Source organism: Pseudomonas fluorescens, from assembly GCF_900636825.1.
Taxonomy (GTDB): Bacteria; Pseudomonadota; Gammaproteobacteria; order Pseudomonadales; family Pseudomonadaceae; genus Aquipseudomonas; species Aquipseudomonas fluorescens_BG.
In genome coordinates this window covers 3,781,304-3,807,345 of the sequence record NZ_LR134318.1, presented here as the reverse complement: position 1 = coordinate 3,807,345, position 26,042 = coordinate 3,781,304, and the positions used below count along the sequence as shown (strand labels likewise).

Below are 26,042 nucleotides of genomic sequence, written 5' to 3'. Positions count from 1 at the left end.
GCACTTTATGCTCGGGGCACAGGTCGATTGATCAGGTCATTTTTCAGCGAGCAGCAGGGGAGTACGTAATGGACGATTATCAAGAAGAGTTGCTCGAATTCCAGGCCTTCGAACTGGACCAGCCAGAACCCGCCGAAGACGCCACCGAGCTCTAGTTCTTCGCTTGTAGCTTGTAACTTGCAGCTGCCGTCAAGCCATTTTGCGATGGCTACGGCGGAACTCGCCGGGGGTCTGTCCGCTCCAGCGTTTGAACGCGCGCTGAAAGGCTTCGGCTGATGCAAATCCGAGCAGGTAGGCAATTTCACCGAATGCCAGTTCGGTGTCGCGGATGTAGGTCATGGCCAAGTCACGGCGGGTGTCATTGAGGATCGCGCGAAACTGCGTGCCTTCCTCAGCGAGTTTGCGCCGCAATGTCCATGTCGGCAGCTTCAAGCGTGCCGCGACTTCTTCCAGATCGGGTTCCCGGCCGCCGTTGAGCAACGGCCCCAGCAATTGGGTAATGCGTTCGCGCAGGCTGCGGGTGCGGGTCAATTGTTCCAGTTCCCGTTCACACAGTTGCAGCAGGTGCCGCCAGGTACTTGGGCAATGCTCGGGATTGCGTTGAGCGAGGCAGTCGAGGCCCAGGCGCAGTTGATTGCGCTCGGCACCGAACTGAATCGGGCAGTCGCCTAGCACACCGTAGGCCTCACGGTAATCGGGCTCATCAAATTCGATATCGATCCGCTCGGCCCGCAACGGTTCGCGGCTGACCGCCGACAACTGATGCAGCCAGCCGGCGAAGATCGAATCCACTACAAAACGGTTGTAAGCGTTGTACGGGCTGATCGAGTAGAACCGTAGCCAGGCGCCCTTGGCGTCTTCGTGAAAACTCGATTGCCCGCGATAGTTGGAACCGTACAGCGGTTCAAAGCGGATCAGACAACGCGCCGCTTCTCGTACGGTGGGCGCCTGAGCGGCGGTGACGCCGGCCAGCCCGGCCTGGCTAAGGCGTATGAGGCGGCCCATGCGCAAACCCAGCGCCGGATCACCGGTCAACTGAATCGCGCTGTGGCCCAAGCGCATATAACGTGGAATAGATAATCGAGCCCCGGCCTCGGCCAGGCGCGCCGCGTCCAGTCCGTACTGTTCAAGCAGCGGCTGTGGATCGGCGTCATGGCTGCGCACCGCATCGGCCAGGCTGTGGACGAAGCCCACCGACAAATCACCGAGACGCATCGGCGCAGGCTTCATGATTTACAACCAGATATTCAGCAAACGCGCGCCACGGGCCTCGCCATCGGCGAACTGCTGGCCGTTGCTACTGAGAAAGCTCTGGCCCGATGTCAGCTTGTCCCAAAACTGCCCGCGCAGGAACACGCTGACGCCGGCGATCGCTTTGCTGCTCGGCGGTTGCGCGGTCAAGGTGAGCCGATGCCAGGCCTGACCTTCGCTGACTTCGCCGGGCTTGAGGCTGATCGAGCCCGGCGTACTTGAACCCTTGTAGCCGGCCCACGGTTGATCCCAGACATTGTGACCGACCACGAACGCCGGCACCGCGATCAGTTGCGCGCCTTGTTCATCGAGCTTGCGATAGTTGTCCGGGTACCAGCTGTCGCTGCCGATCAGAACGCCGAGGCGTCCGGCCGGGGTGTCGACCACATTGATCGCGTGTTTGTCTTCGGCCGCGAGGGTTTCGCTCTGCTCGAAGATCGGGTGCATCTGCCGTTGCGGTTGGCCCAGCGGTACGCCGTCTCGGCCAAACACCACGCTGCTATTGAACAGGGCGCCGCTGCCCGGTTCGAGCTGGCCATCGCGCACACCGGGCTCGGGCAGTACGATCGAGCCTGCCACCAGCGTGACGTTGAACTCGTTGGCCAACCCGCCGAACAGCGCCTGATAGTCGCGGGCCATCGCCTTGGACTTCATGCGCAAATGCGTGTCGTCCAGGCGACGACTGCCCTTGGCGCTGAGCCAGGCGCGGGCGAAGAGCAACGGATTGCTCGCCGCCAGCCAGTTCATTGCTTCGCCGAGCGTTGGCGCCTGATACAGCTCATCCTTTTCGCCGCTGATCATCAGCCAGGTGCCGACATGCTCGGGCAACACCACAACGGTTTTGTCATTCAACAAGCCCTGGTCCCGCGCTTGCTGCAGATACGCCGCGAGTTTGCGATGCAGGCGCGCCGGGCTTTGATAATCGGTAGGGAACAGTTCGGGCTGGATGCCCAGCAGATTGCCGCGACCGGACGGCGTGCCTTGATCGACCGCGAGTTTGATACGCAGGTCCGACAGGTAATGTCCCGTCGGCCGGTCTGCCGCCCACATGGCGTAGGAAGCAAGGGCAGCCACAAGGGCCATGGAAAACGTCAGGTACAAAAGTTTGCGCATGAAAACCAACAACAGCCGGGTACAGGGTGTGGCGACTAGGGTAGGGCCCATGGCGCCGGTTGCCAAGGGGCGCTGCACATTTGGATCAATAACTTGTCAGTTACGGTCATTGAGTGGCAGCGGTGCGCCTCTTAGTCTGTCGAACATGAATGACGGGGGACGCAGAGCTCCCGCAACCTTCCGTGATTGCTCGTTGTGGAGTTACCGATGACCGCCGCTCATTACCCGCACCTGTTGGCCCCGCTGGATCTGGGATTCACCACGCTGCGCAACCGTACCCTGATGGGTTCGATGCACACTGGCCTGGAAGAAAAACCGGGCGGTTTCGAGCGCATGGCAGCGTATTTCGCCGAGCGGGCCCGGGGTGGCGTTGGCCTGATGGTCACTGGCGGCATTGGCCCGAACGACGAGGGCGGGGTGTATTCCGGCGCGGCCAAACTGACCACCGAGGAAGAAGCCCTCAAGCACCGCATCGTCACCCGCGCCGTTCACGATGCGGGCGGCAAGATCTGCATGCAGATCCTGCATGCCGGCCGTTATGCCTATAGCCCGAAACAAGTCGCGCCGAGTGCGATTCAGGCGCCGATCAATCCGTTCAAGCCCAAAGAACTCGACGAAGAGGGCATCGAAAAGCAGATCAGCGATTTCGTCACCTGTTCCGTTCTGGCGCAAACCGCCGAGTACGACGGCGTCGAGATCATGGGTTCGGAAGGTTATTTCATCAATCAGTTCCTCGCCGCACACACCAACCACCGCACTGACCGTTGGGGTGGCAGCTACGAAAACCGTATGCGCCTGCCGGTGGAAATCGTGCGGCGCGTGCGCGAAGCGGTCGGCCCGAATTTTATTATTATTTTCCGTCTGTCGATGCTTGATCTGGTCGAGGGTGGCAGTACCTGGGACGAAATCGTCACGCTGGCCAAAGCCATCGAACAGGCCGGTGCGACGATCATCAACACCGGCATCGGTTGGCACGAAGCACGGATTCCGACCATCGCCACCAAAGTCCCGCGTGCGGCGTTCAGCAAGGTCACGGCCAAGCTGCGCGGCTCGGTAAGCATTCCGCTGATCACCACCAACCGCATCAATACCCCGGAGATCGCCGAGCAGATTCTTGCCGAAGGCGATGCCGACATGGTTTCGATGGCGCGGCCGTTCCTCGCCGACCCGGATTTCGTCAACAAGGCCGCCGAAGGTCGTGCCGATGAAATCAACACCTGCATCGGCTGCAATCAGGCCTGCCTCGACCACACCTTCGGCGGCAAGCTCACCAGTTGCCTGGTCAACCCGCGTGCCTGCCACGAAACCGAACTCAATTACTTGCCGGTACAGCAGATCAAGAAAATTGCCGTCGTTGGCGCTGGCCCTGCCGGGTTGTCCGCCGCGACCGTGGCCGCCGAGCGTGGTCATCAGGTCACGCTGTTTGACTCGGCCAGTGAAATTGGCGGTCAGTTCAACATTGCCAAGCGCGTGCCGGGCAAAGAAGAATTCTTCGAAACCCTGCGTTACTTCAAGCGCAAGTTGCAAACCACGAATGTCGAGGTGTGCCTGAACACCCGCGTCGATGTGGCGAAACTGGTCGAAGGCGGGTATGACGAAATCATCCTCGCCACCGGTATTGCGCCGCGTGTGCCGGCGATTCCGGGCGTCGAGAATGCCAAGGTGCTCAGTTATCTGGATGTGATTCTGGAGCGCAAACCGGTTGGCAAACGCGTGGCAGTGATCGGCGCTGGCGGCATCGGTTTCGACGTGTCGGAATTCCTCGTTCATCAAGGCGTGGCCACCAGTCTCGATCGCGCGGCGTTCTGGAAAGAGTGGGGCATCGATACGCAACTGGAGGCCCGTGGTGGCGTGGCTGGAATCCAAGCGGCGCCGCACGCACCGGCGCGGGAAGTGTTCCTGCTGCAACGCAAGAAAACCAAGGTCGGCGATGGTCTGGGCAAGACCACTGGCTGGATTCACCGCACAGGTCTGAAGAACAAGCAGGTGCAGATGCTCAACAGCGTTGAATACCTGGGCATCGACGATCAGGGCCTGCACATCCGCATCGGTGAAAGCGGCGAGCCGCAAGTGCTGGCGGTGGACAATATCGTGATCTGCGCGGGGCAGGATCCGCTGCGCGAATTGCAGGACGGTCTGGTGGCAGCGGGGCAAAACGTGCACCTGATCGGTGGCGCCGACGTCGCCGCAGAGCTGGACGCCAAACGCGCAATCAACCAAGGCTCGCGCCTCGCGGCCGAGCTGTAAAGCCCCTGTAGGAGCTGCCGCAGGCTGCGATCTTTTGATCTTGATTGTGAAGGTGTAGATGTAGGAGCTGCCGCAGGCTGCGATCTTTTGATCTTGTGTTTAAAACAAAATCAAAAGATCGCAGCCTGCGGCAGCTCCTACTAGTATGGGTTTTTTTCAGATCGTGCTGTGCTCATGTTCCCCCCAGCCCCCCTCGAACTGCTTCATCTGGACTGGCTGACCAGCGCCGGCATCGAAGTGGCGATCCTGCGCCTCGACCAGATTGATCCGCTGATCAGCGGCAATAAATGGTTCAAACTCGTCGAACACCTCAAGGCAGCCGAACGTGCTGGCGCTGAAGGCATCATCAGCCTCGGCGGCGCTCATTCCAATCATTTGCATGCATTGGCGGCAGCGGGTAAACGTCTGGGCTTGAAAACCGTGGGCTTGTTGCGCGGGCATGCGCAGGACACGCCGACGGTCAGGGATCTGCAGGCTTGCGGCATGCACCTGCACTGGCTGGGTTACGGCGGATACCGGGCGCGCCATGAGCCGGGATTCTGGACGCCATGGCAGGCACAGTATCCCGATTTGCACGCAGTGCCCGAGGGTGGTGGTGGACTGACCGGCGCTTTGGGTTGCGCCGCGATCAAGCAGCAGGTCGATACGCAGTTGGCAGATCTGGGTTGGGGGAATTTCGATGCCTGGTGGCTGGCGTGTGGCACCGGCACGACATTGGCCGGGCTGGCGCTCGCTGAAAATGGCAGGCGCTTGGTGTACGGCGCGCTGGCGGTGCCGGACGATCACGGCGTAGCGCCGAACATCCAGGCAATCCTTGAACAAGCCGCTGGACCTGCGGCGGACTATCGACTGATCGACGCCAGCCGTGGCGGTTTCGCCAAGGTTGATCCGCCATTGCTGGCCTTTATCGAGCACACCGAGCAGGTCAGCGGCGTTCCGTTGGAGCCCGTGTACACCGGCAAAGCGTTACTGGCGCTCAAGCAACACGTCGAGTCGGGCGAATTGGCCAGAGGCGCGCGGCTCGTCTTCGTGCATACCGGCGGTTTGCAGGGGCGCAGAGGATTCGACGCGGATTAACTGCTTCAATCAGATTCTGTGGCGAGGGAGCTCGCTCCCGCTGGGTTGCGCAGCAGCCCCAAACCCTGTGCTTGCGACGAGCCAGCATCATCGCGAAGCCAGGTTTACGACGGCGGCGCCGCCGAGCGGGTGCAAGCTCCCTCGCCACAGTTGGTATGCAGGGTTCTGCTAGGCGCGCTTGGGCATCATCCGCAGGAGGGTGTTGTCGCGCACCACGTAATGGTGATAAAGCCCCGCCAGCGCGTGCAGCCCGATAAGCCAATAGCCGATCGTGGCGATCAGCACGTGCCAGCCTTCGACTTGCTTGGCAAACGGTTTGTCTTCAGCCACCAGCAGCGGCAAATCGAAACCGTAGAACATGACTTGATGGCCCTCGGCGCTGGTGATCAGCCAGCCCAATATCGGCATGCTGATCATGAACAGGTACAACGCCCAATGCATCAGCCGCGCCACGACGGTTTGCCAGGCCGGTGAAGCGGGGAAAATCTTCGGCGCCGGGCCAAGGCTGCGCGCGAGCAAGCGAAACCACACCAGCACGAATACGTTGAGGCCCAGCAAGTAGTGCATTTCGCGAATCAACGCGCGGCCGCCGCTGCCCTTGGGAAAGAAACCGCGCAATTCCATGCTGGCGTATACCAGCACCAGTAACACCAGCATCAGCCAGTGCAGCAACACCGAAACGGTGCTGTAACGCGATTCCGAGCTTGTCCACGGCATACGAAGTTTCCTCTGTATCAGAGCGCAATCATGCCGGCGACGGCAGTCTTTCACTATAAACCTGTCGCGAGGCTTTTGCCTGGAACATATTATGTTTTTTGTAATGGGGAATAATGTTCAGTGTTTTGTTTTGTTTTGTTTTGTTTTGTTTGCTGTTGCTGGAAAGTTGTGCTGCAACTTGCAATGCATCGCGTAACTTTATGTTGTTTATATCCTGTGTTTTATTTTGGTTTGATAAGTTGGTTTTTGGTCATTATCGTTTGGGTGAGTCTTTGGTTTAAAGATTTAAATCTCCTTTTATTGATTAGAGTATGAATATGAAACGTCCAATCTCAACGCCTCGTCCTGCTATCACGAAGCCGAAGCCAGTAACACCGACCAAACCAGTAACACCGACCAAACCAGTAGCGCCGACTAAACCAGTAACACCGACTAAACCAGTAGCACCGACCAAACCAGTAGCGCCGACTAAACCAGTAGCACCGACTAAACCAGTAGCACCGACTAAACCAGTGGTACCGACCAAACCCGTGGCGCCAACCAAGCCGGTCGACACCAAGCGACCTCCAATGCCATGGCCGACTTTGAATATCAATGTCGATCCGATGGCGCTGATAGCACTGATCCAGACTCTCGGCGGAACACCGAACGTCGACGGTTCTACCACATTGCCTGACGGTAGCATAATTGACGTCGATCAAACTTTGATCAAACGTCCCGATGGCATCATTCAATATGCAGACGGCAGAGTTGAATATCCGGACGGGCGGATTGTCTGGCCAGATAATACCGTTGAATATCCGGACGGTCGTATTGTTTGGGATGATGGAACTGAGCAGCTTCCGCATGGAAGCATCAAGTATGCAGATGGTCAGGTCTACGATGCAGAAGGCAATCTTGTTTCGAATTGAATAACCACCCAACATGGTTTCGATTTTTTAACAGTGCGTAAAAACACCGCTGATTGTCATGATCAGCGGTGTTTTCGTTTTCAGTACTCAGGCGCTTTGCGGCATCTCACCGTTGGCCAGACGTCGATTGATGTCGGCGATGACTTCCGGCAAATCGCTAATGGTGTCGATCATGTAATGCGGGCGCGAACTTTCGAACAGCGCGTGGATGCGCTTGCGTTCGCTCGCCAGTTCATCGCTGCCCAAAGCGCGAAAACCTTCGTAGTCCAGACCCAGCGCGTTGCCCGAGCAAATCAGCGCCACTGTCCACATGCCGGCGCGGCGCCCTTCGAGGATGCCCGGTACGGTGTCGTCGATTTTCACGCAGGCGCCGACGTCGTCGATGCCCAAGGCAATCACATTAGCCAATGCCTGCGCCGGCCATGGACGACCGTTCGGCACTTCATCGGTCGCCACTACGTGGTCCGCGATGTAGCCGTTGGTGGCGGCGAGTTCGACGACTTTGTCCATCACCGGTTTCGGATACCCGGAGCAGGAGCCGATCTTGATGCCTTGCTCGCGCAGCTTGGCAATGGTTTCCAGCGCACCGGGAATCAGCGCGGAGTGCTCGGCGATCTTCTCGATCTGCAGCGGCATGAAACGGTTGTAGATAGCGGTAACGTCGTCATCGGTCGGCGTGCGGCCGAACACCTTGCGGTAACGCTCGGCCACTGCGGGTTGATCGCACAGGGTGCGGATGTGATCCCACTTGCCCATGCCCATCGGACCGCGGGCTTCTTCGATGGAAACCTGCACATCGAACTCGGCAAACGCTTCGACGAAGATCTGCGTGGGAGCGAAAGAACCGAAATCGACCACAGTGCCGGCCCAGTCGAGGATCGCGGCTTGCAGCTTGCTTGGATTGGTGTAGTTCATGGCAATGGATTCCTGATTTGGCAATGCAATTCAAATGTGGGAGCGAGCCTGCTCGCGATAGCGTCGTGTCAGGCGACATCTATGTTGTTCATGCAACCGCTTTCGCGAGCAGGCTCGCTCCCACAGGGGATTTGTTGGGTGGTTTAGATGTCGAGCACTTCCATCTCGCGCAACACTTCGCCGACCGCCGCGACGGCCTGGCGCATTTGGTCCGGGGTGACGTGGCCGATGCAGCCGACGCGGAAGGTTTCGACCTGGGTCAATTTGCCCGGATAAAGGATGTAACCCTTGGCTTTGACCCGCTCGTAGAAATCCTTGAACTGGTAACGCGGATCACTCGGCGCATGGAACGTGGCGATGATCGGCGCCTGAATCGCCGCCGGCAGGAAACTGCGCAGGCCCAGCCTGGCCATCTCTTCCATCAGCGCCTGGCAGTTCGCCGCGTAACGCGCATGCCGCGCCGGCAAGCCACCTTCTTCGTTGTATTGCAGCAAGGCTTCGTGCAGCGCGGCGACCACATGGGTCGGCGGGGTAAAGCGCCATTGCCCGGTCTTTTGCATGTAGGCGTGCTGGTCGTACAAATCCATCGCCAGTGAAGGCGAGTTGCCGGCGGCAGCGGCCAGCGATTCTTTGCGCGCGAAGACAAACCCCATCCCCGGCACGCCCTCCAGGCACTTGCCTGACGCGGCGATCAGCGCATCGAACGGCACTTTCTGCGCATCCACCGGCAGCGCGCCGAAGGAACTCATGGCATCAATGATCAGGCGTTTGCCATGTTGCGCGACCACCTCGGCGATCTCCTGCAGCGGGTTGAGAATCCCGGTGCTGGTTTCGCAATGAATCAGCGCGACGTGGGTGATATCGCGGTCGGCGCGCAACAGACGATCGACGTCAGCGGCGGTGGTTGGCTCGTCCTCGGCGGTTTCGAACGTGCTGAAGGAGCGGCCGAGCACTTCACAGATTTTCGCCAGGCGTCTGCCGTAGGCGCCGTTGATCAGCACCAGTATTTTGCCGTCACGCGGCACCAGCGTGCCGATGGCCGCCTCAACCGCGAACGTGCCGCTGCCCTGCAACGGCACGCAATGATGAGTGGCACCGCCGTTGAGGATTGCGAGCAGTTGCTCGCAAAGGCTGGCGGTCAATTGGTTGAAGCGGTCATCCCACGACCCCCAGTCGACCATCATCGCCTGGCGGGTGCGGGCCGAAGTGGTCAACGGGCCGGGAGTAAGCAGGATGGGTTCGGCGATACTCATTCGTGTGTCCTCGGATTGCGCGATGGGATGAAGCTACGGGGCCTACGTTGCAATTCGCCGTTGTATCAATCAAATTGTTTGTTGTTATGCCAATCATCAGTGAGGCTTATTAATGAATCTGTTCCAGCTGCGCGCCTTCGACGCCGTCGCCCGCGAAGGCAGCTTCACCCGCGCCGCTGCGCGTTTGTTCATCAGCCAACCGGCGGTCACCGGACACATCAAGGCGCTGGAGGAGCACTATCAGATCACCTTGCTGCGACGCACCGCCCGACGAGTGGAACTGACGGAAGAGGGCACCAAACTGGCGGCGATCACTCGGGCGATGTTCGGTCTGGCCGAGGAAGCGCAAGCGATGCTCGAGGCAAACCGGCAATTGCTCACCGGCCGGCTGGAGGTGGCAGCGGACGGCCCGCACATGGTCATGCCGATGCTCGCCAGCTTGCGTGCGCGGTATCCGGGGATCACCGTTAATCTGCGGTTGGGCAATGCCCAGGAAACCCTGGCGGCGTTGCTCTCCGAGCATGCGGATGTCGCGGTGCTGACCGAAGTCGAACCGCGCAAAGGCCTGCATTTGCAGGCGTTGAGCGAGTCGCGGATCTGCGCGCTGGTGCCCGCGGGACATCCGTGGGCGATGCGAACCGATGAATTGAAACTCAGTGAACTGGATCAGGTGATCATGGTGCTGCGCGAGCCGAGTTCAATCACCCGGCGCACGTTCGATCAGGCCTGTGCGCAGGCATCGATCCAGCCGCGCGTATTGCTCGAACTGGACAGTCGTGAGGCCGTGACCGAGGCCGTCGCCGCCGAACTGGGGGTAGGGGTCGTGTCTTCGGTAGAGATCAGTCACGACCCGCGGGTTGTAGCGATTCCGGTTGTCGGCGAAGGGTTGCTCAATCGGCACATGATCGGCTGCATGGAGCGGCGGCGGGAGTTGCGCTTGATTCAGGCGTTCTTTGGCCTGGCGCCAGCCTGATACACCGAGTCCCCCTTCGCGAGCAAGCTCGCTCCCACATGGAATGCATAACCCCTGTGGGAGCGAGCCTGCTCGCGAAAGGGCCATCACTGTTTACACAAGGCTCTCGCGAACCATGTCGAGGAACGTCGCCACCACGCGCCGCGAACTCTGCTCACGCAAACACACCAGCGTTTCGGTCAGGCGGCGGGTGCAGTCGGTGATCGGCAAGGCGCAAACCCGCGCGTCCGCGCCAAATTCCGCCGCTGAAACCACCCCCACGCCGATCCCCACCACCACCGCCTCGCGCGCGGCTTCGCGGCCTTCGACCTGGATCGCCGGGCGAATGCGAAACCCGGCGCGGGCCATTTCCTCTTCCAGTGTCTGCCGCGTCACCGAACCGTGTTCACGCAGTACCAACGGTGTGTCATCGAGATCCGCCAGGCAGATCGATTCACGCTCGGCCCACGGGTGATTGCGCGACACGAACGCCACCATCGGATCGTTACGCAATGCCACACACAGCAAGCGCTCGTCATTGACATCGCGGCCCAACAACGCCAGGTCGGCCTGGTAATTGAACAGGCGAAACAATGACTCGTCGGTATTGCCGGTTTCGATTTTTACGCTGATGCCCGGATAGCGTTCGCAGAACCGCGCGATCTGCGGCAGCACATGGACAGGCGCGTCCACAGCCAGAATCAGGCTGCCGGTCTGCAAAGCCTGGGATTCCTGCAGCAACTCCTGCGCTTCTGCTTCGATCACGAACAGCCGTTGGGTGACCGCCAGCAGGCGCTCGCCGAGATCGGTCAGGCGCACGGAACGTTTATTGCGGTGAAACAGCAGCACGCCGAAACGCTCTTCCAGTTTGCGCACCTGATCGGAAATCGCCGGTTGCGTCAGAAACAGGCGCTCGGCGGCGCGAGTGAAGCTGCCATGCACGGCAACAGCGTGGAAGGCTTTGAGTTGGGCGTGGGACACGGACATGGTGGATTCCTGGTGACCAGCGCTGCGCGGTAACAAGCTGAGCTTATGTGTGAAATACGATAAATCGATTTTATTTATTAAACAGTAATTGCTTTGATCGGCCCACGCCATCGCTGACTGCTCGGTCGGGCAGCAGAAATGGCGATGAGCCTGTGCGTGCAACAGCAGGACTCATCTGACCGGTATCGCCGTAGGGAAGGGCTGATATCGCAGTGCACAACAATAAAAACACAGGCGTTTTTCTTATCGATTCTGCCGGCACACTCACACCCTGAGGTCAGAACCACCATGAACAAGCACATCGGCACCATTGCGCGTTGGCGCGTGCAGATTTTCGCGATTACCTGGTTGGCGTACGCCGCTTTCTACTTCACCCGCAAAGCGTTTTCGGTGGCCAAGCTCGGCATCGCCGAAGACCCCGAGTTCATGCTCGACAAGATGGCCATGGCCAATCTTGACGCAATCTATCTGGCGGCGTACGCCATTGGTCAATTCACGTGGGGCATGCTCGCCGACCGCTTTGGCCCGCGCGTCGTGGTGCTCGGCGGTTTGCTGATTTCCGCTGCGGCGGCGCTGGTCATGGGCAGTTTCGCGACGCTGCCGATTTTCGCCACCTGTATGTTGGTCCAAGGTCTGGCGCAATCAACCGGATGGTCGGGGTTGTGTAAAAACCTTGGCAGTTTCTTTCCCGCACAACAGCGCGGACGCGTGCTTGGGTTGTGGAGTTCCTGCTACGCGTTCGGGGGGCTGGTGGCTTCGCCGTTCGCGGGCTGGTGGGCGTACACGCTGATCGGCACCTGGCACGCCGCGTTCATCTCCAGCGCCGTCGTCGTCGCGGCAGCCGCCGTGCTGTTCTTCATTTTCCAGCGCAACAAACCGGAAGACGTCGGCTTGCCGGCGGTTGAACCAGAGCCGCTGCTGAGCGCCGAAGAGGTGGAAGCCAACAGCAAGCTCAGCGTCTGGGAACCGTTGAAGGAAATACTGCGCAACCGTACGGTGCTGGTGTTGGGCCTGGCGTATTTCATGTTGAAACCGGCGCGCTACGCGATTTTATTGTGGGGGCCGGTGATCGTCTTCGAACAGATGCCCAGCGTTGGCAAGGTCGGCGCGGCGATCATTCCTACGGCGTTCGAGCTGGCCGGATTGCTCGGGCCAATCATGATCGGCCTGGCCTCGGACAAGTTGTTCGGTGCCCGCCGCATGCCTGCCTGTGTTTTGAGCCTGCTGGCGTTGACCGTGACCTTGGCGCTGTTCATGGCCGCGTTGCAGACCGGCAGCGTGCTGTTGGTGGTAGCACTGCTGTTCGTCATGGGCCTGACTCTGTACGGCCCGGACTCGATGATCAGCGGCGCGGCCGCCATCGACTTCGGCAAGGCCAAGGCCGGCGCCACGGCGGCCGGTTTCGTCAACGGCTGCGGCTCGGTCGGTGCGGTGCTTGGCGGTTTGTTGCCAGGATACTTCGATACGGTGACGGTGTTCATCGTCTTCGCCGGTTGCGCCCTGTTCTCGGCGCTGGTGCTGATTCCGCACTGGAACAGCCGCCCCGTCGGCGTGATGGAGCCGCGCGCATCGATCCCCAATCGCCCGTTGACCGTCAAACCCCTGCGTTCCTGACACCTTTTGCCTCGCGGCCTGCTGCGGCGTTCGCGGCAGGCTGTGTCGTGGCCATTTGACTGGAGAATCCCATGAGACCGTTTTGGCTGGAGCAGGCCCTGCAGGCTGATACATCCCCGACCTGCCCGCCGTTGCACGGCGAAGTGCGCACCGATGTGTGCATCGTCGGCGGCGGTTACACCGGTTTGTGGACGGCGATCATGCTTAAACAGCAAAACCCTGAACTCGATGTGCTGTTGATCGAAGCGGATGTTTGTGGCGCTGGCGCCAGTGGTCGCAACGGCGGCTGCGCGCTGTCGTGGTCGGCCAAATACTTCACCCTCGAACGTCTGTTCGGCGTTGAAGAAGCGGTGCGGCTGGTCAAGGAGTCGGAGCGCAGCATCCACGCGATCGGCGAATTCTGTGAGCAGTTTGGCGTCGATGCCGATTACCGGCTCGACGGCACGCTGTACACCGCGACCAACCGTGCGCAGGTCGGTTCGACCGACGCCGTGATCGCCGCGCTGGAACGCAACGGCATCAACTCGTTCACCCAGCGACCACTGGCAGATGTGCAGCGCATGGCCGGTTCGCGTAAACATCTGGAAGGCTGGTTTTCACCGGCAGCGGCGAGCGTGCAACCGGGCAAACTGGTGCGCGGCTTGCGCCGGGTCGCATTGCAATTGGGGGTGAAGATCCACGAAAGCACGGCGATGACCGGTCTGGAACAGGGGCGTCCGGCGCGGATTCACACCGCCAATGGCACGGTGATCGCCGATCGGGTGGTGCTGGCGATGAACGCCTGGATGGCCCGCGCCTTCCCGCAGTTCGAACGCAGCGTGGCAATCGTCTCCAGCGACATGCTGATCACCGAACCGCGCCCGGAATTGCTCCAGCAGATCGGTTTGACCAGCGGCGTTACCGTGCTCGACTCGCGAATTTTCGTGCACTACTACCACAACACTCCGGACGGTCGGATCATGCTCGGCAAGGGCGGTAACACCTTCGCCTACGGCGGGCGCATGTCACCGGTGTTCGATCAGCCGTCGCCTTATGCGGCGCTGCTCAAACGCGGTCTGGAAGACTTTTTTCCGGCGTTCGCCGACGTCAGGATCGACGCTACCTGGAACGGCCCGTCGGATCGCTCGGTAACCGGGTTGCCGTTCTTCGGGCAGATGAGCGACAGCGGCAATGTGTTTTACGGCTTTGGCTATTCGGGCAGCGGGGTCGGCCCGTGTCACATGGGCGGGCAGATTCTGGCCGCGCTGGTGCAAGGCCTGGATAACCCGTGGACACGTTCGCCGCTGGTCAACGGACCGCTGGGCTACTTTCCGCCAGAGCCGGTGCGTTACCTGGGCTCGCTGCTGGTGCGCAACGCCATTCGCCGCAAGGAGCGCGCCGAAGATCATGGTCATCGACCACGGCATCTCGACGTGCGTCTAGCGAAATTCGCGGCTGCCGCCGGCAAGGCCGACAAGGGCTGAGACGCTAACCGCCGGCGCCTTTTACGAGCCAGTCGAGCAGCAAACTGCTGTCACCCGTGGGCAGCGTTGCTCGGGGTTCGCTGCGTCGTGGGTTGTTCAGGCAGAGGATCGGGCGGTCCGGGTCGCTGTCGAGGAAACTCACCCACACTTCGCTGCCGGCACAGGGCAATTCATCCAGCGTGATCCGAGCAGAGGCGCGGGGCATGGCAATTGCCAGCCAGATCGCCTCGGCGTCAACGCCTGCATCGGTGCTCGAAACGTGCTCCGCGGGCCAAAGCCGGACGGCGATGCGCCCCTGTTCATCCGGTGGCGATGGTTGACCTGGAGGTCCAAGTACTTGCGCCAAGTGGTAACCGCCGATCCTGGGCCGTGGCTGTTTGAGCGGCGGGCGGAAGTCGGTCGACCACGGCTGAGCGGTGAAGTCGTTGTGGTAGCGATGCGGCGCGGGGGTCGGATCGAGAATCGACGGATGCTGGCCGTGATGGCGCATTTCGGTGATCAGCCACTGTTCGTTGAACTGGCTGATGGGATGCTCGGTCACTTGCAGCAGGCGTCCGCTGAACAAACCCATCGCGTCACTGCGGCCCTGAATGGAGCGATGCTGGCAGCGTTGTCGCTCAAGGTGGCGGCGGCTGCGCTGTTGCGCATGGCGTTGATCAAGGCTACTGACTGCAGACGTCGCCGGATGCAGCGGCGCCTGATTCGCCGCCGCTTCGTTGAACGTTCGCTGGCCGCGATTGCGAATGGCCGGTAACGTCGCGATGGGGGTTGCATGGTGGTGTTGATATAGCGCGCAGATTGAAGGCGAGGGCGTCTGGTCGTCGCCCTGGAAGGCAAGCGATGTCGACACTTGTGGCAGACTCAGGCTGTCATCGGCGAATACCACAACATGGCCGCCGGGCTGATGTTCGAAGTGATAGTGAATGCCTTCTTCCTCGCATAATCGCTGCAACAGCGCCAGATCGCTTTCTTCGTATTGAATGCAAAACGGCCGTTGCGGATAAACGCCCACCGTCATTTCAAGTCGATAACGCTCCGGCGCCAGCGCATTTTCGTTGAGCAATTGATGCAGTATCTGCGGCACGCTACGTTGGACGAAAACGCGGCGTTTGAGCGGTTGCGCCAATGTTTGCAGGTATGGCACCAGCACCACGCGATAACCGATGCGGTGTGTGCCGCGATGCTCGCAACGGCTGCTGTCGATGATGCCGTGAATGCCATGCTGGTCATTCAGGCGCAGATAGGCCGATTGACCCAACCACGTTGCTGGCGTTACTGCTGGCGCCAGTCCGATCAACTCGATGTTGAAACGGAACGGCCGGTTGAGCCCTTCCTCACCGTCAAAGCGCACCACTGGCAGGCGCAACCCGCTGTCGGTGAGGGTCAGGGTGAATGGACTTTCCTTGTCATTGAGCATTCGAGCGGGCTCTGTCAGGCAATACGGGCTTCAGAGGGTACGAAACCCTAGCGCTGAATAGTCACCGCAAAGCGTGTTTTCAGAATCGCCCTACAAGCGACGGCGAAGATGTCGATTTTGCTCGGAATTTTTTGGTCGATTGGCGACTTTAGGCCGTATAAACTTGGCGCCACGCGTCGGCCAATAGATGTCTCGGCGCCACAGATCAAGAGAGTGAGTAATGGGCGCACAGTGGAAGGTTAAACACAAAGAAGCGGCAGCCAACGCCAAGGGCAAGATCTTCGGCAAACTGGTGAAGGAAATCACCATTGCTGCGCGCAACGGTGCCGATACCGCCACCAACGCACACCTGCGTCTGGTGGTCGAACAGGCCAAGAAAGCCTCGATGCCGAAGGAAACCCTGGATCGCGCGATCAAGAAAGGCGCGGGCCTGTTGGGCGAAACCGTGCAATATCATCGCGTGACCTACGAAGGTTTCGCCCCGCATCAGGTGCCGCTGATCGTCGAGTGCGTCACCGACAACATCAACCGCACCGTCGCGGAAATCCGCGTGGCGTTCCGCAAGGGCCAACTGGGCGCTTCCGGTTCGGTGGCTTGGGACTTCAACCACGTCGGTATGATCGAAGCGTCGCCGGACACCTCGGACGCCGATCCGGAAATGGCCGCCATCGAAGCCGGCGCACAGGATTTTGAACCGGGTGAAGACGGTGCGACCCTGTTCCTGACCGACCCGACCGACCTCGACGCCGTGCAGAAAGCTCTGCCGGAGCAGGGCTTTACGGTGCTTTCGGCCAAGCTCGGTTACCAGCCGAAAAACCCGGTCAGCGGTTTGACCGACGAGCAGATGGCTGAAGTTGAAGCCTTCCTCGAAGGCCTCGACAACCATGATGATGTGCAGGATATGTTTGTCGGCCTGGCTGGCTGACATCCGCAACAGTGATGGCCCCATCGCCAGCAGGGCTGGCTCCCACAGATTTTGTGCTGTGGATGCCAGCCCTGCTAGCGATTGACCGCGTAGCGGTCACAGGTTTTTCAGTGCCTCAATGACTTCCCTGAACCCCGGCCGCGCCAGCACATCTGGCTGGCAGCAACGCTGCTCGAGATCCTCCAGCGCCTGACGCCGCTCCGTACTCAAACCCGGGTCGACACGCGCCAGCAATTCCCCCAGCAAAACCCCGAACGCGCGCACTTCAATGCGCTGCAGCGCCCGTGTTTCCTCACTGTCGGTTGTGGCGCGAAACGATGCCGCACCGAAATCCCCCAACAAGCACTCACCGCGAGCGTTCACCAGAATGTTGTGTCCGTAGAGATCGCCATGAGTAATCCCTTGCCCGTGCAAATGCGCGGCGGCTGAAGCGATGCCTTTGGCGATATTCAAAGCCACGTCCGCGCTGAACCGGCAGTCCTCGGGGTAAACATCCCGCGAACAGGAGGCGAGGCTGGGCAGACCGGCGAGGTTGTAAAAGCTCGGGTCGATCAATTGCATCACCAGCCCTTGCTGCCCGTCGGGATGCCCATGAATACGCCCCAAGACGCCAATCAGATTCGGGTGCAAACCAGCGGTAATGCAGGCATTCATCTCGTGCAGCGGTGAGCCGTCGCTGGTCATTTCGCCTTTGTACAATTTCACCGCCACCGGTTGCACGGCCCCGTCTTCGCGCTGCCAGGTCGCCCGGGAAATCACCCCGGACGCGCCTTCACCCAATTGGTGTTCCAGGCGCAGCGCCGACCAGTTGATCAACGGCGTGCCCTGCAACGCGGCGGCATCGGCCTCGGTTTCCAGCGGATTACCGGCATAGGCCAGCCACGTCAGGCTCGGCAAGGTCAACAGCCACTGCGGCAGTTCGGTCAATTGGTTGGCCGCGATGCGGATCAGCTCCAGTCGGTGACATTGGCTGATGGATTCAGGCAGCGATTGCAGACGATTTCCCGCCAGCATGAGTTTTTGCAGATGCGGTCGTTCGCCCAGCTCGCTGGGCAGGCTCTCGATCCGGTTGTCGGTCAGGATCAGCCAGCGCAACAGCGGCGGCAGCGCGGCGCCGGGCACCTCGACAATGCGGTTGGCCTTGAAACCCACCATCGTCAACGCCGCGCACTGACCGAGGCAGGCCGGCAGCTCGCTGAATTGATTGTCCGAGCAAAACAGCACGCGCAAACGGGTCAAGCGGTGCAGGTCATCCGGCAATTGGCGCAAGGCGTTGCCACTGAGGTTGAGCACCTCCAGCGTGTCCGCCAGATCGAAAATCTGCGGCGGAAACTCGGTCAGCCCGCAAGACAGATCCAGCCGTGTGATGCCGGACAACTCGCCGGCGCATAGTTGAGCAAGGGTGTGCATGAGGTCTTTCGCCATCAATCGAAGAGCGCCGGGCAGGGGCGCGAGGGGGCGACATGATATAGCGAAACAGCGTTACCGGCGCTGACCCTGAAGAATGACCGCTCGTCGCAAAACCGTCTGCACCTGTCAGATATGACAGTAGGCAAATGTTGCGTACGGCGGTTTGATGGAGACCACTTCAAACCCTATCGCCCAACGGCGGCCCGGAGCGTGTGATGGACATCCAGTCTGTGGAATTGAACGAGCTGTTCGATCTGGTCCCGATCATCATCCCTGGCTGGGTCACCCCGGTACTGCCTGCTGGCACCGCACATGGCGGTATTGCGAGACAGCTTTACGATGGTGAACCCAAAGGGCTGGAGTGCCTGGTCGATCCTTGGGCCGAAATTCAGGTCATGGCCGTTGATGACCGGGTCAGTCTGTATGTGAATGATTCCACGATACCGGTTGATGTCAAGACCATTGCTTCTGGCGAGGAACAGCAGCGCATCCGTTTGTATGTGCCCCACGGTGAGCTGCGCGATGGTGTGAACCGCTTGCATTACAAAGTCGTGCGGCCCAGCGGCAATAGTGATGATTCACGGGATTTGACGGTGCTTTATCACCGCGCCCCCGCCGAAACGCTCGACCTGGTGATACCCGCGGATGTGCTGCAGAACGGCGTCAGTGCCGAGCGTGCCGCGCAGGGTGTCGAGGTTGGTTTCATCTATTACAACCGTCGAGCTTATGACCGGGTGCGGCTGGACGTCGGGCTTGCGCGGGTAGAGTGGACGGTAGCGGACGACGGCGCGCCGATCACTCGTACGCTGCTCACTGACACCTTTTTACAAGCCGGCGATAACCCGGCAACGGCCGTCAGTTATACGGTCATCGACCAGTTGGGCAACCGCAGCACATCGGCGGTGCAGCGCCTCGACATCCATGTGCGACGCTTCGACCTGGCGGCGCCGACGGTCAAGGGCATGACTGGCGACAGTTTCAGTCCGACCCAGCCGGAAGTACGCGTGCTGGTGCCGCAGGGCTCGTTGATGCCGACTGACAAGGTCAGCGTGGTCTGGAAGGGTGCGACGGCCAATGCGGCGGGCTCGTACACCAGCCCGCAGCGGCTGGTCAGCGCCGGCCTGGAAGTCGCCGTGCCTCGGTCGGTGCTGGCCTTCAATCTAGGCCAGGCGGTAACCGTTAGTTATGTCATCGAGCGCGACGGCAAGTCATCGCCCTCGCAAATCCTCAAGCTGAATATTCTGACCCTGCCGGACGCGGTGTTGATTGCGCCGATCGTCGTCGAGGCCAACGACAACAACGTGATAGATATCACGGCGCTGGGCAGCAAAGACGCCACTCTGCATGGCAGGAGCTGGCCGTTGATTGACGCCGGGCAGCAGGTATTCCTGGATCTCGAAGGAACGAAGGCCGACGGCAGCGCGCACAATTTGCGGTTCTGGAGTGGCGGCACGCATAAGGTCAACGCTACTTGGGTCGCGGAAGGTTTTTGGCCTAAACCGATTCTGCTCAAATATTTGAAGGAGCTCGGCACCGGCACCACGCTGACTCTCAAGTTCAAGGCTTCCCTGGACAAGAGCAACAGTGAAGCGAATGCGGTGGTGTTCCCCCTGCGGCGCTACACGATCAACGCCGTCGCCGACGTGGCGCCGGTCATTTCCTCGGTGAAGGGATTGCCCAGCGGTGCAGATATCAGCAATGGCGGCTCGACCAGCGAGACTACCGTCGAACTGGTCGGTAGCGGCGCAGCGGGGCAGATCGTTGAGATTTACGACGGCACTGCGCGGCTAGGACAGGCTACGGTCGATGCCAATGGTCAGTGGCGCTGGCAGGCATTGGACTTGGCGGAGGGCGAGCATCGCTTCACGGCGAAAACCTCGTCCGGCACGGCATCGACGCCTTGGCTGGTGAACGTGACTGCGGCAACGATCGAGCTGGTGCCCCCATTCTTCGTCAAACCCGTCGCCAGCCCGATCGACTCGCTGGCGCACCCCAACGGCGTAATCATGCGTGTCGAACACCTTGCCGCATTGGCCGGAGACCGCGCACGACTGGTGGAAGTCAAAGCCCCGGCCGGTGCGCCGGCATTTGAATTAAAGGAATTCAACGAGAACAAACGCACTAATACCGTGCTGACGCCTGCGTTTTTGACTGCGCGCCAGGGGCGCAAGGATGTGCAGGTACGCTGGAATCTCAATCGTGATGGCAAACAAGTTGGCCGCTCACCGGTGCTTGAGTTTGAGGTGAAGAAGATTGATGACGGGGACACGCGATTGCCGATGCCGGTGATTGCCGGGGAGACGGGGCCGGTGCTGGATGTTTCGGCTTTGAGGGAGGGGGATAAGTTGACGGTTGCGCCGTGGATTGGGCAGGAGGTGGGGCAGTTAGCTTCGTTGAGGTATGAAGGGGTCGGGAAGGATGGTAAGCCGGTTGAGAAGGTTGTTTGGGATGGCGAACCGTTGACGTCGTCGTCCGGGGTGGAGATTGCGGCGGAGGTGGAGTGGCTATGTGCACTGAAAAACGAGTCCAAATTGAGTATCGTTTTCGGTGTCAACTTTACCGGTGTCGTTGCTAGTCAATCAAAGGTTAATTTTCCGACACGCTCATATAATGCAGAGGCTACCAGAGCAGAAAAGCCCGTCATCACAGTTGTCAAAGGTCACTTGGTTAATTATTTGAGCCCAGGGCCGGATGTGCCCCATGATTCTGTGACTATGTTCGAGGGGGTATTGTTGTCAGGAACGGATGAGCTAGTAAATAAATCTATCGAAATATACGACGGAGAAGAATTAGTGTCGATAGTGGAGGTAGTTGGCGGCGCCTGGGGGCCGGTCTATACCAAAATCCCACCGGGCGATCATAAGTTCATAGCCAGATCTTCAGGAAGTGGAAATCCAATATCGGAGGAATATCGTCTTACAAGGACGATGAATGAGCCTCCTAGATTTATAGCAACTCGTCCTCACCCGACCCAGTGGGGTTGGAAAATCGTAATAGGTTACTTCCCCTCGGCGCCATTCGAACGGCAGGTTTTTATGTACTACTTCAATTCCTTAAATGGGCCGGTTTTTATTCCCGCTGGGCAGACTTCGTATGAAGGGAATAGTCTAGGGGGCGGTTCAACGGAGCTGCGATTGGCTGATCCGACATTTGGTACGTACTCCGCTCCTTTTTATGTCAGCTAAGGGCGCTAAAGTAAAGATATATATGTTTACCTAATTGTCTACCTGCGGCGGCCGATGTCGTTTATTGCCGAACAGAGGGGCGATGCTGGATGTTTTCGGCTTGAAGCGCGTTAGTTGAGGATTGCGCCGTGGACAGAGTCGGAGACAGGGCAGTCGATGTGGTTGAACTACGAAGAGATCGCGAATAATGCTAGTGCGTTTGTAAAGGTGGTGTAGGACGGGGATCCGCTATGGCCGGGCTGAAAGCAGCGCCGATTGAGTAGGTACTCCACAACAGAAGGCAGAGTAACTGTTTACATTATTTTTTCATTTCGGAAATTTCTGGGTACTCAATCGATGACGAGATTTCCGTCACATATATATAATGCGGAGGGTGCAAAAATGCAAAAATCCCTTCATTACAGCAGTCAAAGTTCATTGGTTGATTCTCTGTATCTAGGTCCGTATGTGCTTAATGACTCTGAAAAAATGTTCGAGAGTGTATTTTTGTGGGGGCCGATGATATCGGCAATTACAAACTAGAGATATACGATGGGTAAGATTTTATATCGAAGCTGCGGTGGTCGACGGCGTTTAGGGCCGGTTTTATGCCAAATCACCTACAGGTGATCTTAAATTTAGTGCCAAATCATCAGGGCGCGGAAGTCTAATATCGCATGAATTTCGCCTGGCCAGGAAAATGAACGTGCCTCCGAAATTTTTCGGGGGTCGTCCAAAATACACAAACAGGTTAGATTATTATAAATACAGAATTTGCGTCGGCTTCATTCGGACGGCAAGTTTTTCGTATTATTTGGACTTTTAAATAGGTTGATTATTGGCGCGAGGCAGACATCTGATGATGGTGGCAATTTTAAGTGGTAGAGAATCGTTTCGTTTGGCCGGTCCAATGTTTAAGACTGCCTCTGACTTCTTAAGAGTTTATTGATGATGAATGAAGTTCAGGCGAGAATACGAACGCTACTTCGTGAAAGTGTGGAGGAGTTGAGCGTGTAATTGGTACCAGTATCGACCAGATGGCATTGTGCAGACCTGAAAATAAAATTACTGGTTAGTGCTTAGAATATCCACCAACTGCCCTAACCGACTCCGCGTACGCGCCAAATCAATCGCATCGCCCTCCAGACTTTCACACAGCGGCAATTTGCTCAACAACGTCAAATGCTTGTCCTGATCGTAAAGCACGTCGATCAGGTTGATAAAACGCTGCTGCGCGGCGATCGAGCAATCGCTCAGCAGCGGCAGATCATCAATCACCCACTGATCGAAACGTCGGCATAGCTCCAGATAATCCATGACTGCCGTGGGTTGTTCGCACAGGTCGTTGAAGGTGAAACCGATGCGCCGGTCTTCACAGAGTCGCGCCTGGAACTGACGCGTGCCGACGGTCAGCGGCACGGCGGGGGCGTCAGGCGCTGGCAGGTTGAGTGCCTGGCGCTGAGCGGGGGTGCCCGGGCAGACGTAATGGCCGTGGGTAAACATTTGATGTTCATGGTGGCGCGCCTGACTGCGGTAGTCATGCGGGCCGCGGACTTCCATGACGTGCATGCGTGCATTGATCAGCTCGATCACCGGTTTGAAACGGGCGTGATACAGCGGATTCGGCAATAAGCCTTGCGGCGGGTAATTAGACGTCACCAGCAGCAAAACCCGGCGCTGAAACAGTGCTTTGAACAGCCGGCCGATGAGCATCGCATCTCCGATGTCATGCACATGAAACTCGTCGAAACACAGCACCCGGCAATCCTGCAGCAGTTCGTCGAGGGTGCTGGCGAGGGCGTCGTCCTCGCCGCGATGGCTGAACATGCCTTGGTGCAATCGCGCGAAGAATTCATGGAAATGCAGGCGTTGTTTCTGCGTGGTCGGCAGCGCTTCGAAGAAACCGTCGAGCAACCAACTCTTGCCGCGCCCGACGCCACCGTACAGGTACAGACTCGGTGGCGTTTGCGCGGTTGCCCCGAACAGCAGACTGGCCTGCCGCGCCATACAGTCGATCACGTCGCGCTGGCTGTTGCTGAGGGTGAACCCCTGACGCTGAGCCTTTTGCCGGAAGTATTCGCGGATCGACAGGGCGCTGGCGTCATGCCCGGCGCCAGCGGGAATGCCTTTGCCGAACACACGACGCAGCGCCGACCAGCGTTGGCTCAAGCGAGATCGGGCGGGCGGTCGGGCGGGCACTTTCGAGATTCTCCGTTTTGGATAAAACCGGCTGCCGGGAGCGCGGCGTGCCAGTTTAACCAGCGCGCCTGCGCACGATCTAGCGAGAAGGTGCGAGAGTGGGCGGTCACTGAACGAAATTGCCACTGCGCAAAACGCCAGATACACCCACATTCCCCTGTGTGGGCTAACCCCGCTGGCGATTGCTGTGGGTCAGTAACAATGAAGTCGACCGACAGATTGCTATCGCTAGCAGGACTAGCTCCCACAGGTTTCTCGGGTGTTTCCCGCATCGCGGCTCACCACAGATCCCCTGTGGGAGCTTGCCCTGCAAGCGATTGCTGCGGGTCAATCAACAATGAAGTTGACTGACAGATTGCTATCGCTAGCAGGGCTAGCTCCCACAGGTTTCTCGGGAGTTTCCCACATCGCGGCCCACCACAGATCCCCTGTGAGAGCTTGCCCTGCAAGCGATTGCTGCGGGTCAATCAACAATGATGGCGACTGACAGATTGCTATCGCTAGCAGGGCTAGCTCCCACAGGTTTCTCGGGTGTTGCCCACATCGGCGGCTCACCACAGAGCCCCTGTGGGAGCTTGCCCTGCAAGCGATTGCTGCGGGTCAATCAACAATGAAGTTGACTGACAGATTGCTATCGCTAGCAGGGCTAGCTCCCACAGGTTTCTCGGGTGTTTCCTGCATCGCGGCCCACCACAGATCCCTGTGGGAGCTTGCCCTGCAAGCGATTGCTGCGGGTCAATCAACAATGAAGTTGACTGACAGATTGCTATCGCTAGCAGGGCTAGCTCCCACAGGTTTCTCGGGTGTTTCCTGGATCGCGGCTCTCCATAGATTCCCTGTGGGAGCTTGCCCTGCAAGCGATTGCTGCGGGTCAATCAACAATGATGGCGACTGACAGATTGCTATCGCTAGCAGGGCTAGCTCCCACAGGTTTCTCGGGTGTTTCCCGCATCGCGGCTCACCACAGATCCCCTGTGGGAGCTTGCCCTGCAAGCGATGGGGCCAATTCAGGCGACATCTGCTGTGGCTGATTCACCGCCATCGCTAGCAGGACTAGTTGCCCCAGGAGTATCCGGTGCGTCCAGTGGTTCAGAATTGCAGCGATTGCTTGAGCTGTTGCGCTGCGGGCGAATCCGTGGGGCTGACCATTGCGTAGTTGTAACCGCCAGCGGACCAGTATTGCGCCTGTAAATCGCCATCGCTGCGGCTTCCGGGTGGCAGCAGGGTGTTCTTCGGCCCCGGGGGACGCACATAGAAACTGACCTTGTGCCCGCTGCGATCCTCATACATCACCATCGCCGCCGGGCCTTCATCGGTGCTCAGCAAGCGCCCGCTGACCGGTTCGAAGCCCGCCGCCGTGAGGTCTGGCAAACGACTGGCCCGGCTGAAGTAACAATCTAGCCAATCCTGCATGTTGCCCTCGGTGTCGACCTTATAATCGGCTGGCAAAAGTCCCTGCTGGGCAATCAGACGATAGGCCTGCAAGGCGTCGGTCATCGGTAACGAGGAAGGGCGCACGAGGGTCATCTCGCGGGCCTGCCAACCGCTGAAACCGCCAACGCTGACGGCGATCAGCAGCACCGCCGCACTGGCCAGGCGGCGGCGTGACTGGCGCTGGCGCCGCTGGCGAATCAACGCGGGATCCAGCGCCGGATTGGCCGGTTGCTGCAAGGCGCCGCTGAGTGCCGCGCGCAGTTGCTGCGCGCCCTGTTGCCAGGCGCGCAGCTGTGCGGCCTGCTCCGGGTGGCTGGCCAGCCAGGTTTCCAGGACACGCCGGTCGGCGTCGCTGAGCTGATGGTCGACATAAGCATGCAAATCATGCTCGCTGGGAGGCAGGCTGATCATTTGAGTATCCGCAAAGAAGGGCTGCTGATTTCGCCGTCGCTGAGCTGCCGCAGGGCTTGGCGGGCGCGGGACAGGCGCGACATCACGGTGCCGATTGGGGCGCCGAGGATCTCGGCGACCTCTTTGTAGGAAAGGCCCTCGACCGAGACCATCATCAGCAGCGCACGCTGTTCGGTGGGCAAACGGTCGAAGGCCTGCAGAGTCGATTGCGCGATCACCGTGCGCTCCACCGACGATTCGGCATCTTCGCGGCCGGTGAAGAATTCGAGCATCCGCGCATAGCGTCGCGAGCGGCGATGGGCGTCGAGAAACTGCCGGTACAGAATCGCAAAAAGCCAGGCGCGCAGGTCGCCGTCGGCGCGTTTCTCGCCCCAACTCGACAGGGCCCGTTCCAGGCTCGCCTGCACCAGATCGTCAGCACTGCTGCCGTTGCGCGTCAACGACACGGCAAAGCGGCGCAATCTGGGAATGATTTCTCTCAACTGTTCGTCGAATTCGCTCATGAAATGCTACTAGTCACTACGCTGTGGACTAGGAAGACGTCCGTCGTCGCAGGTTATTCCACGTTCGGAAAAATATATA

General features: G+C 59.4%; 19 protein-coding genes. 8 read left to right on the top strand and 11 right to left on the bottom strand.

The window, feature by feature from the left end; genetic code table 11:
* Positions 1-189: 189 nt before the first annotated feature.
* Complete coding sequence (locus tag EL257_RS17140; protein WP_126364616.1) at positions 190-1,230, bottom strand: AraC family transcriptional regulator; 1,041 nt, start codon at positions 1,228-1,230, stop codon at positions 190-192.
* 3 nt (positions 1,231-1,233) lie between these two features.
* Positions 1,234-2,364 (bottom strand): carbon-nitrogen hydrolase family protein, encoded by a 1,131-nt coding sequence (locus EL257_RS17135; RefSeq protein WP_126364614.1) that lies wholly within the window; start codon positions 2,362-2,364, stop codon positions 1,234-1,236.
* 207 nt (positions 2,365-2,571) lie between these two features.
* On the opposite strand from EL257_RS17135, the gene EL257_RS17130 reads away from it, so the two are divergent.
* Positions 2,572-4,611: an NADPH-dependent 2,4-dienoyl-CoA reductase gene (locus EL257_RS17130; protein ID WP_126364612.1), complete on the top strand. Its 2,040-nt coding sequence runs from the start codon at positions 2,572-2,574 to the stop codon at positions 4,609-4,611.
* Positions 4,612-4,785: 174 nt separating this feature from the next.
* Positions 4,786-5,688: a 1-aminocyclopropane-1-carboxylate deaminase/D-cysteine desulfhydrase gene (locus tag EL257_RS17125; RefSeq protein WP_126364610.1), complete on the top strand. Its 903-nt coding sequence runs from the start codon at positions 4,786-4,788 to the stop codon at positions 5,686-5,688.
* A gap of 168 nt (positions 5,689-5,856) precedes the next feature.
* On the opposite strand, the gene EL257_RS17120 is transcribed toward EL257_RS17125, so the two are convergent.
* A complete protein-coding gene (locus tag EL257_RS17120) occupies positions 5,857-6,405 on the bottom strand; it encodes a cytochrome b (RefSeq protein WP_126364608.1) in 549 nt (182 codons plus the stop codon).
* A 311-nt stretch (positions 6,406-6,716) separates the two neighbouring features.
* Here EL257_RS17120 and EL257_RS28055 point away from each other — a divergent pair, with 311 nt between their 5' ends.
* The gene (locus EL257_RS28055; protein ID WP_232013026.1) at positions 6,717-7,316 is read left to right on the top strand and encodes a hypothetical protein; all 600 of its coding nucleotides are present in this window, start codon (positions 6,717-6,719) and stop codon (positions 7,314-7,316) included.
* Between the two features lie 87 nt (positions 7,317-7,403).
* Here the strand turns inward: EL257_RS28055 and phnX are convergent, their stop codons facing one another.
* Positions 7,404-8,231: a phosphonoacetaldehyde hydrolase gene (gene phnX / locus EL257_RS17105; protein ID WP_126364604.1), complete on the bottom strand. Its 828-nt coding sequence runs from the start codon at positions 8,229-8,231 to the stop codon at positions 7,404-7,406.
* A 143-nt stretch (positions 8,232-8,374) separates the two neighbouring features.
* Positions 8,375-9,484: a 2-aminoethylphosphonate--pyruvate transaminase gene (locus EL257_RS17100; RefSeq protein ID WP_126364602.1), complete on the bottom strand. Its 1,110-nt coding sequence runs from the start codon at positions 9,482-9,484 to the stop codon at positions 8,375-8,377.
* A gap of 112 nt (positions 9,485-9,596) precedes the next feature.
* Here EL257_RS17100 and EL257_RS17095 point away from each other — a divergent pair, with 112 nt between their 5' ends.
* Entirely contained in the window at positions 9,597-10,457 is an 861-nt protein-coding gene (locus EL257_RS17095) for a LysR substrate-binding domain-containing protein (protein WP_126364600.1), read from the top strand.
* A 93-nt stretch (positions 10,458-10,550) separates the two neighbouring features.
* Here EL257_RS17095 and EL257_RS17090 read toward each other — a convergent pair whose 3' ends face one another.
* Positions 10,551-11,423, bottom strand: a complete 873-nt coding sequence (locus tag EL257_RS17090) for a LysR family transcriptional regulator (protein ID WP_126364598.1) — start codon at positions 11,421-11,423, stop codon at positions 10,551-10,553.
* 288 nt (positions 11,424-11,711) lie between these two features.
* Between EL257_RS17090 and EL257_RS17085 the strand changes: the two genes are divergently transcribed.
* The gene (locus EL257_RS17085) at positions 11,712-13,037 is read left to right on the top strand and encodes an MFS transporter (protein WP_126364596.1); all 1,326 of its coding nucleotides are present in this window, start codon (positions 11,712-11,714) and stop codon (positions 13,035-13,037) included.
* Positions 13,038-13,108: 71 nt separating this feature from the next.
* Positions 13,109-14,500, top strand: coding sequence for an FAD-dependent oxidoreductase (locus tag EL257_RS17080; protein WP_126364594.1), 1,392 nt, complete (start codon positions 13,109-13,111; stop codon positions 14,498-14,500).
* Positions 14,501-14,504: 4 nt separating this feature from the next.
* Here the strand turns inward: EL257_RS17080 and EL257_RS17075 are convergent, their stop codons facing one another.
* Complete coding sequence (locus EL257_RS17075; protein ID WP_126364592.1) at positions 14,505-15,917, bottom strand: type VI secretion system Vgr family protein; 1,413 nt, start codon at positions 15,915-15,917, stop codon at positions 14,505-14,507.
* A gap of 220 nt (positions 15,918-16,137) precedes the next feature.
* Here EL257_RS17075 and EL257_RS17070 point away from each other — a divergent pair, with 220 nt between their 5' ends.
* Positions 16,138-16,842, top strand: coding sequence for a YebC/PmpR family DNA-binding transcriptional regulator (locus EL257_RS17070; RefSeq protein ID WP_126364590.1), 705 nt, complete (start codon positions 16,138-16,140; stop codon positions 16,840-16,842).
* A 96-nt stretch (positions 16,843-16,938) separates the two neighbouring features.
* Here the strand turns inward: EL257_RS17070 and EL257_RS17065 are convergent, their stop codons facing one another.
* Positions 16,939-18,252 (bottom strand): leucine-rich repeat-containing protein kinase family protein, encoded by a 1,314-nt coding sequence (locus EL257_RS17065; RefSeq protein ID WP_126364588.1) that lies wholly within the window; start codon positions 18,250-18,252, stop codon positions 16,939-16,941.
* A gap of 215 nt (positions 18,253-18,467) precedes the next feature.
* On the opposite strand from EL257_RS17065, the gene EL257_RS17060 reads away from it, so the two are divergent.
* Positions 18,468-21,437, top strand: a complete 2,970-nt coding sequence (locus EL257_RS17060) for an Ig-like domain-containing protein (protein ID WP_126364586.1) — start codon at positions 18,468-18,470, stop codon at positions 21,435-21,437.
* 1,044 nt (positions 21,438-22,481) lie between these two features.
* Here the strand turns inward: EL257_RS17060 and zapE are convergent.
* The 3 genes from zapE to EL257_RS17045 form a co-directional block, all read right to left on the bottom strand.
* On the bottom strand, positions 22,482-23,615 hold the full coding sequence (gene zapE, locus EL257_RS17055; RefSeq protein WP_126364584.1) for a cell division protein ZapE: 1,134 nt from the start codon (positions 23,613-23,615) through the stop codon (positions 22,482-22,484).
* A 1,089-nt stretch (positions 23,616-24,704) separates the two neighbouring features.
* Entirely contained in the window at positions 24,705-25,460 is a 756-nt protein-coding gene (locus tag EL257_RS17050) for an anti-sigma factor family protein (protein WP_126364582.1), read from the bottom strand.
* Positions 25,457-25,963: an RNA polymerase sigma factor gene (locus EL257_RS17045; RefSeq protein ID WP_126364580.1), complete on the bottom strand. Its 507-nt coding sequence runs from the start codon at positions 25,961-25,963 to the stop codon at positions 25,457-25,459. The genes EL257_RS17050 and EL257_RS17045 overlap by 4 nt, the downstream gene beginning before the upstream one ends.
* Positions 25,964-26,042: the final 79 nt, after the last annotated feature.